The organism is Bacillus cereus ATCC 14579 (genome assembly GCF_000007825.1).
GTDB lineage: Bacteria > Bacillota > Bacilli > Bacillales > Bacillaceae_G > Bacillus_A > Bacillus_A cereus.
This window is the reverse complement of sequence record NC_004722.1, coordinates 842,642-855,633: the sequence shown is the minus strand read 5'-3', so window position 1 is coordinate 855,633 and position 12,992 is coordinate 842,642. Positions and strand designations below refer to the sequence as shown.

Here is a 12,992-nt window from a genome sequence, read left to right as displayed (position 1 = left end):
AGGTAAACCTATTTTGAAAGAGCATATATATACATTAAATATTTCAGATGACCATCCAAATAGCATTACTTTACCTTACGTTTTTTCTATTACACCGCCTATTACATCTCTCTCCTTCGGCATACGTCATATTGCAAGTGAAGAGGTGAAAATTCATTATTCCTTTACTCGCGAAATTATTATCGGAAAGCATATTGCCGAAAAACTTTTACTGCCTCAATCAACTACTATTCATGCATTTACACAAAACCAAACAATTATTTTCGGACCATTAATCGGCATTTTTACAACTGGCTTTAATGATGATTCTTCTAACCCTTTAGGAAATCGTTCAATTGCTCTGAGTGAGTTGTTAACACCACCATTCTCATTACGACCGTTCGTATTCGTCTTTGGGGTTCAACATATACACTGGGAAGAAGAAACGATTGAAGGATATTTCTTTCAAGAGAAACAATGGATAAAGAAAAAAGTCCCTTTACCAAATGTCATTTACGATCGCTTACCGAATCGGCAAGCGGAAAATTATAAACCAATCGTCAGGGCAAAAAGAAAATTAGAACAAGACTACTGCATTCCATGGTTTAACCCAGGTTTTTTCAATAAATGGGAAGTTCATCAACTTCTTACGAAAGACGAATCAATTAAACCCTTATTACCAAATACAGAAGCATTTCAGCATTTTGAACAAGTAGAACGGTTTCTTGGCACGTATAAATCAGTGTACATGAAACCAATACACGGGAGCTTTGGTAGAAATATTCATCAAATATTTTATTCTCAAACAGAGAATTGCTACTACTGTCGTTATCGCGAAAATGAAGAAAATAAACTGAGAAAGTATCAATCATTAGAAACGCTTCTAAACCACGTATTAAAAGGACATGATTTAAAAAAGTTTATCGTACAGCAAGGTATTTCGTTACTTCGCTTCGATGGGCAACCTGTTGATTTCCGCATTCATACAAATAAAAACCATTTCGGTAATTGGATAGTTAGTGCAATCGTCGCCAAAATCGCCGGCAAAGGCAGTTTAACAACGCACGTAAATAGTGGCGGTGATACAAAATTATTACAAGAGCTTTTTCCAGATTCAACGAAACAAGTTCAAATTGAAAATAAATTAAAACATACTGCCTTACAAATAAGTTACGCGCTCGATGAACAAGTAACTGGAAATATTGGAGAAATCGGTTTTGATATCGGTTTAGACACAAAGGAAAATCCGTGGCTCTTTGAAGCCAACTCTAAACCTGGGCGAACTGTATTCCAAGATAAAAAATTAAAAGAGCAAAGTGAACTGACGCGCCAGTTATTTTACGAATATGCCGTCTACTTAACTGAACATTCTTTACGTGATACAAAAGAAAAAATGTCTCAAATAAAATCAGGGGCTTCATCAAACACCGAACATATCCCTTCTCCTATGATTCACTCACAAATACAAAAACAAAAACTTCCACCTAGATAATAAGGTGGAAGTTTTCTATTTACACAAGTTTTACTACAACCTCAGTTTCCACGTTACATACTCTGCAATAAAAAATATGATTGCAATATTCATTTGAATTATTATGCGTTAAACCATCTACTGCACTTAATAATTCTTGATCCATATAGGCACTATAATCGTCTATGTAATCTACAGACTTCCCATAATCTTGGAGTATACTTTGGCAATTTTGACAAGAATATGTTTGTGATTCTAATGCGTTACAAAGCGGGCAAATCCCCATCATGATTCCTCCATACGTTATCGTTTATAAGCCTCTCTTTTTTAGAGTGAAGAGAGCAACCTATCCAGACATAGGAGCGCCCACTCCATCCCTACTTAAAAATAGAACTATGAAGTTGCTACCGATTTCATTTTTATTTCAATAAATCATAAATAAGAAGCTAATAATTAGCCTACAAGTAGCAGGCTACAATGAAAAAATTATATTTAATATCCCCCTTAGTTTGGCCTGTTTTCTTAAAAATACAACGATTACTCTTATTTCATAATTTACGAAATCAATACGTTTTTTTGACAAAATTTACAAATTATTATTTTGTATATCTTTCTAGGTAACATCCATACTATGAGTACAAACTTAATTACCGATGGATTAGCGCCAACCGGGGCGATAATCTGGTTCAACTCCAGCTAGTCCAACCAAAAAAACTTTTATAACTCTAAGGAGGATATATTCCTATGGCAAACCAAAATTCTTCAAATCAATTAGTAGTACCAGGTGCAACAGCTGCAATCGATCAAATGAAGTACGAAATCGCTCAAGAATTTGGTGTACAATTAGGAGCAGATTCTACGGCTCGCGCTAACGGTTCAGTTGGTGGAGAAATCACAAAACGTCTAGTTGCAATGGCTGAGCAAAGCCTTGGCGGATTCCACAAATAAATATATATGGCAAAAAGGTCTCAAGGCATATGCCTTGAGACCTTCCTTAATTTATTGCAACATTTGTAAAAACTTCTTCGTGCGTTCTTCTTTTGGATTTGTAAATACTTCTTCTGGTGTACCTTGTTCGACAACGACACCACCATCCATGAAAATAACACGGTTCGCAATTTGATGTGCAAAACGCATTTCGTGCGTTACAATAACCATCGTCATGCCCTCTTTAGCAAGTTCTTTCATTACTTTCAGAACTTCTTGAACGAGTTCAGGATCAAGCGCTGACGTCGGCTCATCAAATAGTAACACTTCCGGCTCCATCGCAAGTGCGCGCGCAATTCCAACGCGCTGTTGTTGTCCGCCTGATAATTGGAACGGATATAAATCCACTTTATCTGCTAAACCAACTTTTTCAAGGAAATAGTTTGCTTTTTTCTTCGCTTCTTCTTTCCCCATCTTTTTCACTGTAACGAGCCCTTCCATTACATTTTGAAGTGCTGTTAAATGCGGGAATAAATTATGATGCTGGAATACCATACCTGTTTGCGTACGAAGATTAACAATATCTTTCTTCGTTACTTTTTGAGAGAAGTTAAGCTCTTTATTACCGATACGAATATTACCAGCGTTTGGCGTTTCTAATACATTGAGACAACGTAAGAATGTCGTTTTACCAGATCCAGACGGCCCAATAATAACAACAACCTCGCCCTTCTCAACTGTTAAATCTATATGCTTTAGTACGGTATTATCTCCGAAACTTTTTTGTAAGTGCTGAATTGAAATCATAAAAACAAAAACTCCTTTTGTAAAAGGATTATTTTAATGTATAGCGTTCTGAACGCTTTTCTAACATCTGTTGTACGATTGATAATAAGAAACAAATAACCCAGTAAATAAGACCTGCTTCAAAATAAACAATTAAAAACTCGTAGTTCATCGCCGCAATTTCCTGCGCTTTTCGGAACATTTCTGTTACTAAAATTAACGATGCTAATGAAGTATCCTTCACTAAGCTAATAAATGTATTTGAAAGCGGCGGGATTGATACGCGCGTTGCTTGTGGTAAAATAACACGTTTTAATGCTTGTGGATATGTCATCCCAATTGTATAAGCTGCTTCCCACTGCCCTTTCGGAATGGAAAGGATAGAAGCACGAATAATTTCAGATGCATATGCACCGACATTTAATGAAAATCCAACAACTGCTGCTGTATATGGCTCAACTTCAATATTAAGAGTTGGAAGACCATAGAAAATAATAAATAACTGTACAAGAAGTGGCGTTCCGCGAATGATAGATACATAGATACGAGCAATCCATTGTAAAATACGACTACCTGAAATACGTGCGAGCGCTGTTAACGTCGCAAGTATAAGACCGATAATAAATGTAATAAGCGTTAATGGAATTGTTGTAAAAACAGCTTCCTTCAGCATAGGCATGAAGGAAGTCTGCATAATATCTATCCAAGTAGACAATCGATCTGAAACTAATGCACTACTTAGATACATTTTCACCGAACCATTTTTTCGTTATTTTGTCATACGTACCGTCTTTTTTCATATCTTCTAACGCTTTATCTACTTCTTGTACAAGCTTATCGCTACCTTTACGGAATAAGAATCCACTTTGTGAAGCTTCTTTTTCTGTATCTACAATTTTAATTTTTGCATCTTTTTTCGTTTCTAAATAATTTAATACTGATAACTTATCATTAATTGTAAAATCAACGCGTCCTGAAGCTAATAATTCTGCCGCTTGGCTAAATCCTTCTACACCTTCGATTTCTGCACCGTTTTTCTTAGCAATATCTGCATAGTTACTCGTTAAAGATTGTGCTCCTTTTAACCCTTTTACATCAGCAAATGTAGCAGGCTTATCTTTATCTTTTGCGATAACTAATGCCGCTGAAGATGAAATGTATGGTTTAGAGAAATCGTATTTCTTTTGACGATCTTCACGAATACCAACTTCGTTTGCAACCATATCGAAACGTTTTGCATCTAGGCCAGCAAGTAAGCTATCCCATTGTGTTTCTTTAAATACAGGTTTTACACCTAAACGTTTTGCAACTTCTTCTGCTAATTCAACATCGAATCCAGTTAATTTATTGCTTGAATCGTGGAACGTAAATGGTGGATATGTACCTTCTGTACCAATTACAAGTTCACCGCTTTGTTTAATCTTTTGTAACGCGTCTTGACTAGCTGTATCTTTTTTCTCTTCTTTACCGCAGCCGGCTACAATCCCGATCGCTAATGTAGTTACTGCAAGCACTGAAAATAATTTCTTCATGATAGTAATCCTCCAAGTATTCTGATAGGAATTTAAAAACTATATTGATTGTATGCAATCTTGAACAATTTTTCAATGAAAATGTTCTTATTTAGTTTATCCTTTTTCTTCATAATCAAACAAAAGGGAAAAATAACGCTACATACAAAAAATAAGTAACATTTTTTAATATAGCATTTATGGAGAAAAAGGTAAAACAATACTTCTTATTTAACTGTCGTAATTCGCTAAAGAGTCGACATATTCATCAATAAAAAAGAACTTGTGAAAATCACAAGTTCTCCTCCATGCATATTAAGCACTCTGATTGCCTTCCATTTGCGTTTTATACATATCGTAATAACGCCCCCGCTTTTTCATGAGTTCATCATGAGAGCCTTTTTCTAAAATGGTTCCTCTATCGAGCACAATAATTTGATCTGCGCTTTTAATCGTTGAAAGGCGGTGAGCGATAATAAATGTCGTTCTTCCTTTTTTTACAACTTCTAGTGCTTGTTGAATCATCGCCTCTGTTTCTGTATCAATACTAGACGTTGCTTCATCTAAAATTAAGATAGCTGGATCAAAAGCAAGCGCCCTAGCAAATGAAATAAGCTGACGTTCTCCAGTGGAAAGCGTACTTCCCTTTTCTGTAATTTCTTCATTTATATTATTCGCAAATCTTTCAGCACCAACATCATGCAATGCTTTTATGATACGCTCTTTTGAAATTTTTTCATTTTCTAAGCTTACATTGGAAGCGACCGTCCCGCTAAAAAGAAACGGGTCTTGCAGTACGATTCCCATATGTTCACGGGTTGCTTGTTTCGGCATCTCTTTTACATCGTGACCATCAATCGTAAGCTTTCCTTTTTCAAACTCATAAAATTGAAAGAGTACATTCATGATAGAACTTTTTCCTGATCCAGTATGACCGACAAGTGCCACTGTCTCGCCTTGTTTCGCTTCAAAAGAAATATTTTTTAACACTTCATCTTTTCCATTATAAGAAAATGATACATTATCAAATTTTACATTTCCTTTTAAACGAGGCATACGTTCTTCTTCTACCGGTTCCCCTTTTTCCTCTAACAATTCAAAGACACGTTCTGATGCAACGCGCGCTTGCTCTAAGTTTGCAAGCTGGTTCACCATATTCGTAATTGGCGAGAATAATCGTGTTAAATAATCGACGAACGCATACAGTACCCCAAGTGAAATAATACCTGTAGCACTTAATGACGCACCGCCGAAATACCAAATTACTCCTGTGAAAGCGATATTTCTTAATACGGCTACTAAGTTATGCGAAGTTGCTGCATTTAAATTTAAAATTTTATTTTGATACTTAAAATAATCGCCATTTAATTCTTCAAATTCTTTTTTCGTTTCACGCTCTTGACGAAACGCTTGAATAATTGGCATCCCTTGAATGGATTCATTCACTGTTCCGTTAATATCAGATAAGCGAGAGCGCATTTTATGATTGTATACAGACGCATATTTTCTATAAAGAATCGCCCAAACAATTAAAATTGGGATAATTAATAAACATAATGAAGCGAGCTTCACATCTAATAAAAATAACGCAGCGAATATCCCAATAATATAGATGATACTAGAAACGAATGTTGCCAGCACCGTTACATATAAATCACGAATGGCCTCTGTATCATTCGTCACACGCGAAACAATTTTCCCCGCCGGTAAATGATCAAAGTACCGAATTGGCAACGTTTGAATATGAGAAAAAACATCTTCCCTCATAATTTGAATAATTTTGTTCGCTGCCTTCTGCAAGAAGAACTGCTTTCCGTATGCAAATAATGACACGACTACTAATAAAGCGAAATAGCCACCACCAAGTAATAATAGACGGTTTATTTCTGGTTTATAAAATGCAAACACTTCTTCTTTCGTTAATGCTTTCGCTTTATACACTTGCACCGCCTTACCATTTTGAACGGTAATCATATCCCCTTTTACAGTCCGTGACCCTTCCGCATTTACTTTATTCGGTACAAAATAATATTGAAAACCGACTTGCATTACGCGTACTTCTTTTCCTTTTTTCTCGCCTTGTTCAAAGCGATCACTTCGCTTATAAAAAGCCCCATTATACGAAACAGCATCTTCACTCTGTTCTGTTTCACACCAAGGTTTCTCTATCCCGACGATATGATCGTCAATCATCGTTTTAGCGACGAAAGGACCAGCAAGCTCTGCGATGACGAAAATAAATAACATTAACATCGCAGCAAAAATCGTCCCCTTCACTTTCATCGCGTATTGAAACAACCGTTTTGAAACGCTCATATTTTCACCCCACTATCCGCACTTTCACTTTCACCTTGTTGTCTTTCAAACTGCTCAGCATACCAGCCTCCCTTTTGGATAAGCTGATCATGCGTACCTTCTTCTATAACTGCGCCTTCATCCATAACGAGAATCCAATCCGCATGTTGCACTGCAGATAAACGATGCGTCGTAATAATCGTCGTCTTTCCGCTTCTTTCCGTTCTTATATTTTCAATGATCGCTGCTTCCGTACGAGCATCTACAGCTGATAAAGAATCATCCAAAATTAAAATTTCTGGATTTTGAATAACAGCTCGTGCAATCGAGATCCTTTGTTTTTGCCCTCCTGATAAAGAAACACCTTTCTCTCCAACGAGCGTTTCTAACCCTTCTGGTAAAAACTCTAAATCCTTTTTAAACGCAGCAATTTCAATTGCTTTCTCTAGTTCTTCTTCAGTCGCTTCCCTATTTCCGAATAAAATATTTTCTCGCGCTGTTTTTGAGAACAAAATATGCTCCTGCGGTACATAACCAATCCAGCCGAGTACATTTTCATTCGTCATTTTATCTAAAGTCACATCAGAAACTGCAATATCTCCATCTCCAAGCGGATATTGGCGAAGAAGCTGACGTACAAGCGTCGTTTTCCCGCTTCCTGTTTTTCCGACAACCCCTAGCGTTTCTCCTTGCTTTAATGTGAAAGAAACCTTTTTTAAATTTTCTTCAGTTGATGAAGGATATGAGAAAGACACATCATCAAACTGAATATAATCCGGCTCTTGCACAAGCTTTGGATGTTTCGGATTCTTTACATCTGGCTCATACGCTAACGTTTCATTCACACGGTCAAGCGAAGCATTTCCTCTTTGCATAACATTAATTAATTCCCCAATTGCAAACATCGGCCAAATCATCATCCCTAAATACACGTTAAAAGAAACGAGTTCACCAAGCGTCACCTTTGACTGGAACACAAGGTATGCACCGTACACTAAGCCGATTAAATAACTAAGACCGACAAGCATTTTCACAGTTGGTTGGAATAATGCATCAATCTTTGCTACCTTCATATTTTTTTCGTAGACGTCATCTCCTAAATGATGAAATCTTTCCTCGTCTGCATTCTCTTGTACGTATGCACGAATAACGCGCACACCAGCGATTGATTCAAGCACTTTATCGTTCATATCACCAAACGCATCTTGTGCAACTGTAAATCTTTCATGCAATTTCTTTCCATATATATTCATCGCATACGCCATAATTGGAAGCGGAATAAGCGCTGCAAATGTAAGCTCCCAACTAATTGTAAACCCCATCATAAAGACAATCGTAAGCATATATAAACTAGAATCCACAAGCGTTAATATACCAAAACCAGCTGTCATAGCGATTGCTTTCAAATCATTTGTCGCTCTCGCCATTAAATCACCAGTACGATTTTTTTGATAAAAAGTCGGCGTCATCTTAAGTAAATGCCCCATAAATTTAGAGCGCATCGTTTTCTCAAGTACGAATGCACCGCCAAACAATTGATGTTGCCATACGAAAGTAAGGCCATATCCAACGATCGTAACCCCTATTAAAATAAGAATAGACTGTATAATAGCTTCGTTCGATAACGTTCCTGTTTTTATGTTATCTATCGTAACCCCTAACACTTTCGGGGGAATCACTTCAACTATATTCACAATTAAAAGAGCTCCAATGGCAATACTATATCTCTTCCAGTGCTCCCTAAAAAACCATTTTAGCTTTAGTAATACTGATAACAATGTAACCTCTCCCTTCTCTTTCTCGTTTACCTCTCATTTCTTTATCCACTATCCAGACCTATCACATTTACATTTCGTAACCCATACAATCTCATCACATTTTTCCACCTTCCAAAGTTTTTTATCGGAACTAAACAAGGGAAAATAAACAAAAAAAAGCATACCGCCGCTTGACGATATGCACAGGAATGCATAAAAAGCGTACGTTACGATATACGCAACGTACGCTTCTTATAAGACAAAGATGCCCTATATATCCGTACGGGTTGCGTAATGATATGAATGTTTTCTGCCATTTAACAGAGCTAAGCCCATTACATTTACGATTACAATCATTACGCACACCCCTTTCATTTATTTTCCATTTATAATCTTACAACTTTATTGAGTATTCTGTCAATTATTTTTTCACACTTTAAATAAAAATATATGATACACCATTTTGAAATAAGGGAATGTTCTGTAAGAAAGGGCATACAAAATAAAAAAAGAATAAGAAATCGTTTTCACAAACATTTCATTTGAAAAATGTTATCAAACCCCCTACAATCACCTTATACTCACTCTTACAAGTTGCTATTTTAGGAGGACTAATCATGACAACTAGCAATACGTACAAATTTTATTTAAACGGAGAATGGAGAGAAAGCTCTTCAGGAGAAACAATCGAAATTCCATCTCCATACTTACACGAAGTAATTGGACAAGTACAAGCAATTACTCGCGGAGAAGTAGATGAAGCAATTGCATCTGCAAAAGAAGCTCAAAAATCATGGGCTGAAGCTTCCCTACAAGATCGCGCAAAATACTTATATAAATGGGCTGATGAGCTCGTAAATATGCAGGATGAAATTGCCGATATCATTATGAAAGAAGTCGGTAAAGGATATAAAGATGCGAAGAAAGAAGTTGTTCGTACAGCTGACTTCATTCGTTACACGATCGAAGAAGCTTTACATATGCACGGAGAAAGCATGATGGGCGATAGCTTCCCGGGCGGTACAAAATCTAAGCTTGCGATTATCCAACGCGCACCACTTGGTGTTGTATTAGCAATCGCACCATTTAACTACCCAGTAAACTTATCTGCTGCAAAACTTGCACCAGCATTAATTATGGGTAACGCTGTTATTTTCAAACCAGCAACTCAAGGTGCAATTAGTGGTATTAAAATGGTTGAAGCACTTCATAAAGCTGGCCTTCCAAAAGGTCTTGTAAACGTAGCTACAGGACGCGGTTCTGTAATTGGTGACTACTTAGTAGAACACGAAGGCATCAATATGGTATCGTTCACAGGTGGTACAAACACAGGTAAACATTTAGCGAAAAAAGCTTCAATGATTCCACTTGTATTAGAACTTGGTGGTAAAGATCCTGGTATCGTTCGTGAAGATGCTGACTTACAAGATGCTGCAAACCATATCGTAAGCGGTGCATTCTCTTACTCTGGTCAACGTTGTACAGCTATTAAACGTGTACTTGTACACGAAAACGTAGCGGACGAGCTTGTTAGCTTATTAAAAGCGCAAGTAGCTGAACTATCAGTTGGATCTCCAGAACAAGATAGCACAATCGTTCCATTAATCGACGACAAGTCTGCTGACTTCGTTCAAGGTTTAGTTGACGACGCTGTAGAAAAAGGTGCTACAATCGTTATCGGTAACAAACGTGAGCGTAACTTAATTTACCCAACATTAATCGATCACGTAACAGAAGAGATGAAAGTTGCTTGGGAAGAGCCATTCGGCCCAATCCTTCCAATCATCCGTGTTTCTTCAGATGAACAAGCAATTGAAATTGCTAACAAATCAGAGTTCGGTCTGCAAGCAAGTGTCTTCACTAAAGACATTAACAAAGCATTTGCAATTGCTAACAAAATCGAAACTGGTTCTGTTCAAATTAACGGACGCACAGAGCGCGGCCCTGACCACTTCCCATTCATCGGTGTAAAAGGTTCAGGTATGGGCGCACAAGGTATTCGTAAGAGCCTTGAGTCTATGACACGTGAAAAAGTAACTGTATTAAACTTAGTTTAATCTTATAAAAAGAAGCTGATCTATAAATAGATCAGCTTCTTTTCTATATAAATACTTCCAAAAACGAAGTATTTCATTCTACTTCCGATTTGGTTTTCCAAATCGAACTAAAACATGCCATAATAATTTTAATTCCTGAAGCACTTCTTCATAAGTTCCACGATCACTCCAAGATAATGGATTGCGTTTCAAATCCACTACAGCAGAGCCAATTATATTTGCATCGATACAATGATTCCGTGCAATGCGTCTTGCTAAAGATGGCATTTTTGAACCTCTAAAATCCATCGGAACTTCGTCTACCGCAAGTACAAAACCGATGTGCCAATACAAATCAATAGCATACTTCAGGCAAATTTCTTCTAAAACTTTTCCTACATCCGTACCCTTAAATGAAGGATCTGCGACAAGCGCTTCCACGTCTTCTTTTAGAGAAATCTCTCCATGAATCTGCGCTTCAATATAATGATTAAGGTTACGGGCTGGCTCTTTGCTTACTACATCTATAAACGGCCTTTTCAGGTTAGCCAGTAAATGATTAATTAATATTGTTGGAGTCAAATTTCCTTCACCAATTGCAAAATCTCTTACGAATGTCTCTTCCAAAAGAGCAGCTACAATCATATCAAACTCCTCATAAGTCCCCTTTTCTTTCGGATCTTGATGTGAATCTAAATATGTATATGTAGAACGCGAAGAAACTTTTGGAGATAAGAGAAAATAACAGGAACCAAAACGCGGAGCCGGCCCATCTGGATGTAACATTAAATTTAGCGCTCCGTATTTTGGACGTTGATCATTCGTTACGCCTTCTAATTGATATGCCCCTCCAAATATTCTCTTTTCCCAAAGGTCACGTTCACCACCAGGATAAGCAGATACGCTTCCATTAGATAGCAATGTTTCAAACTGACTTTTATATACTCCTTGCTCAAATAGTGCTTCAGCAACACTTTTCTTACTCGAATCTAGTCTGTCTGGATGAAAGTGTAAAGCAATCCTTGCGTGAGATTTTAAATTAGCGACAGCCTCTTCAAATATTTCATCTGTAATATTAGACATTTTAAGTATATGATTAATCGTTGCTTTAGCCTCACGTTTTTCGTTCTCTGCATATTTTGAAATATACTCCAAAGCAAATAATTGAGATCTTGATAATTCCATAATCAAACCTCTCCTTTAATTAAAATGACCTTAATGATTTCAATTAAAAGCTTATTCTTTCCTTCTTATGAAACGAACCTAATTTATTTAAAAACGTAATTTACTAAATCTTAATTATGCATACACGCATTTTTCATAGGCAAATGTACACATTCTACAGAAATTTGATACCCTAGCCATCGCTCAGCAATATGTTCAAATGATAAAACAGATCCCGTTGTAAAAAAACGATGCTTCGGATTCAGATTGTCAGACAAAATTCCTTTGTGCTGTAAAATGGTACTTAACTCTATCGCCGTTTCTTCTGCAGAACTAATAATCGTTACATCTTCTCCTAGTTCCTTTTTTATATAGGACTCTAAAAGTGGATAATGCGTACATCCAAGAATTAACGTATCTATATCTTCTTTCGTTAATGGAAGTAAAGCTTGTTTCACTTGCTGCGTGACATATGCTGTATCTTCTAATTGATTTTCTACAACTGTGGCTAAAGTCGGGCAAGCATAGCTATGCACTTCCAAATATGTATCCAGCTCGTGTAATGCTTTTTCATACATATTAGATTTTATCGTACCTACAGTTCCAATTACCCCGATTTCCCCTTTCTTTGTTACTTTAATTGCCGCTCTTGCTCCTGGATGTATAACGCCAATAACTGGAATGGAAAGTGCTTCTTGCAGCTCAGTCAATGCAGCAGCTGCAGCAGTATTACATGCTACGACTAGCGCTTTTAATGGAAACTGTTTGAGGAACTCAACCATTTCAAATACGAAAGATTGCACCTCCTCTACACTTCTTGGCCCATACGGGCAACGCTTATTATCACCAATATAATAAATGCTTTCTTTAGGCAATTGTCTTATAATTTCGCTCGCAACTGTTAATCCCCCAACTCCCGAATCTAGCACACCTATTACTGAATGTTTATGACATACAGACATTTACTTCATCCCCTTTTCAATCATCTAGCGCTAATAACATGTATTATATTACGAAAATTCAAATATCACATAACAATCCCTCTTACTTTTAATCACAAACTCTT

11 protein-coding genes are annotated in these 12,992 nt (G+C 36.9%); 3 read left to right on the top strand and 8 right to left on the bottom strand.

Going from position 1 to position 12,992, the window contains the following annotated elements; all coding sequences use genetic code 11:
* Positions 1-13 precede the first annotated feature (13 nt).
* Positions 14-1,471 carry a YheC/YheD family protein gene (locus tag BC_RS04395; RefSeq protein ID WP_000658062.1) on the top strand — a complete coding sequence of 486 codons (1,458 nt, stop codon included), beginning with the start codon at positions 14-16 and terminating at the stop codon, positions 1,469-1,471.
* 19 nt (positions 1,472-1,490) lie between these two features.
* Here the strand turns inward: BC_RS04395 and BC_RS04390 are convergent, their stop codons facing one another.
* Positions 1,491-1,736, bottom strand: coding sequence for a hypothetical protein (locus tag BC_RS04390; protein ID WP_000510476.1), 246 nt, complete (start codon positions 1,734-1,736; stop codon positions 1,491-1,493).
* Between the two features lie 458 nt (positions 1,737-2,194).
* Here BC_RS04390 and sasP point away from each other — a divergent pair, with 458 nt between their 5' ends.
* On the top strand, positions 2,195-2,398 hold the full coding sequence (gene sasP / locus BC_RS04385; protein ID WP_000013338.1) for a small acid-soluble spore protein, SasP family: 204 nt from the start codon (positions 2,195-2,197) through the stop codon (positions 2,396-2,398).
* A 51-nt stretch (positions 2,399-2,449) separates the two neighbouring features.
* Here sasP and BC_RS04380 read toward each other — a convergent pair whose 3' ends face one another.
* The 5 genes from BC_RS04380 to BC_RS04360 all read right to left on the bottom strand — a co-directional run bounded on the left by BC_RS04380 (position 2,450) and on the right by BC_RS04360 (position 8,747).
* Complete coding sequence (locus tag BC_RS04380) at positions 2,450-3,184, bottom strand: amino acid ABC transporter ATP-binding protein (RefSeq protein WP_000623610.1); 735 nt, start codon at positions 3,182-3,184, stop codon at positions 2,450-2,452.
* Positions 3,185-3,212: 28 nt separating this feature from the next.
* Positions 3,213-3,911: an amino acid ABC transporter permease gene (locus BC_RS04375; protein WP_000281501.1), complete on the bottom strand. Its 699-nt coding sequence runs from the start codon at positions 3,909-3,911 to the stop codon at positions 3,213-3,215.
* Positions 3,898-4,695: an amino acid ABC transporter substrate-binding protein gene (locus BC_RS04370; RefSeq protein ID WP_000732840.1), complete on the bottom strand. Its 798-nt coding sequence runs from the start codon at positions 4,693-4,695 to the stop codon at positions 3,898-3,900. The genes BC_RS04375 and BC_RS04370 overlap by 14 nt, the downstream gene beginning before the upstream one ends.
* A gap of 294 nt (positions 4,696-4,989) precedes the next feature.
* Complete coding sequence (locus BC_RS04365; protein WP_000116608.1) at positions 4,990-6,990, bottom strand: ABC transporter ATP-binding protein; 2,001 nt, start codon at positions 6,988-6,990, stop codon at positions 4,990-4,992.
* Positions 6,987-8,747 carry an ABC transporter ATP-binding protein gene (locus BC_RS04360; RefSeq protein ID WP_000953783.1) on the bottom strand — a complete coding sequence of 587 codons (1,761 nt, stop codon included), beginning with the start codon at positions 8,745-8,747 and terminating at the stop codon, positions 6,987-6,989. Before BC_RS04360 ends, BC_RS04365 begins: the two co-directional genes overlap by 4 nt.
* A 596-nt stretch (positions 8,748-9,343) precedes the next feature.
* On the opposite strand from BC_RS04360, the gene gapN reads away from it, so the two are divergent.
* Positions 9,344-10,783, top strand: a complete 1,440-nt coding sequence (gene gapN / locus BC_RS04355) for an NADP-dependent glyceraldehyde-3-phosphate dehydrogenase (RefSeq protein WP_000213634.1) — start codon at positions 9,344-9,346, stop codon at positions 10,781-10,783.
* A gap of 78 nt (positions 10,784-10,861) precedes the next feature.
* Here the strand turns inward: gapN and BC_RS04350 are convergent, their stop codons facing one another.
* Both BC_RS04350 and racE read right to left on the bottom strand, forming a co-directional pair.
* Entirely contained in the window at positions 10,862-11,947 is a 1,086-nt protein-coding gene (locus BC_RS04350; protein WP_000423684.1) for a DUF3626 domain-containing protein, read from the bottom strand.
* Between the two features lie 110 nt (positions 11,948-12,057).
* Entirely contained in the window at positions 12,058-12,888 is an 831-nt protein-coding gene (gene racE, locus BC_RS04345) for a glutamate racemase (protein ID WP_000109674.1), read from the bottom strand.
* Positions 12,889-12,992 lie beyond the last annotated feature (104 nt).

Coding starts and splice junctions, on each gene's coding strand:
- racE (WP_000109674.1), bottom strand. CDS start 12,888: ATGTCTGTATGTCATAAACATTCAGTAATAGGTGTGCTAGATTCGGGA.
- BC_RS04380 (WP_000623610.1), bottom strand. CDS start 3,184: ATGATTTCAATTCAGCACTTACAAAAAAGTTTCGGAGATAATACCGTA.
- gapN (WP_000213634.1), top strand. CDS start 9,344: ATGACAACTAGCAATACGTACAAATTTTATTTAAACGGAGAATGGAGA.
- BC_RS04365 (WP_000116608.1), bottom strand. CDS start 6,990: ATGAGCGTTTCAAAACGGTTGTTTCAATACGCGATGAAAGTGAAGGGG.
- sasP (WP_000013338.1), top strand. CDS start 2,195: ATGGCAAACCAAAATTCTTCAAATCAATTAGTAGTACCAGGTGCAACA.
- BC_RS04390 (WP_000510476.1), bottom strand. CDS start 1,736: ATGGGGATTTGCCCGCTTTGTAACGCATTAGAATCACAAACATATTCT.
- BC_RS04350 (WP_000423684.1), bottom strand. CDS start 11,947: ATGGAATTATCAAGATCTCAATTATTTGCTTTGGAGTATATTTCAAAA.
- BC_RS04370 (WP_000732840.1), bottom strand. CDS start 4,695: ATGAAGAAATTATTTTCAGTGCTTGCAGTAACTACATTAGCGATCGGG.
- BC_RS04375 (WP_000281501.1), bottom strand. CDS start 3,911: ATGTATCTAAGTAGTGCATTAGTTTCAGATCGATTGTCTACTTGGATA.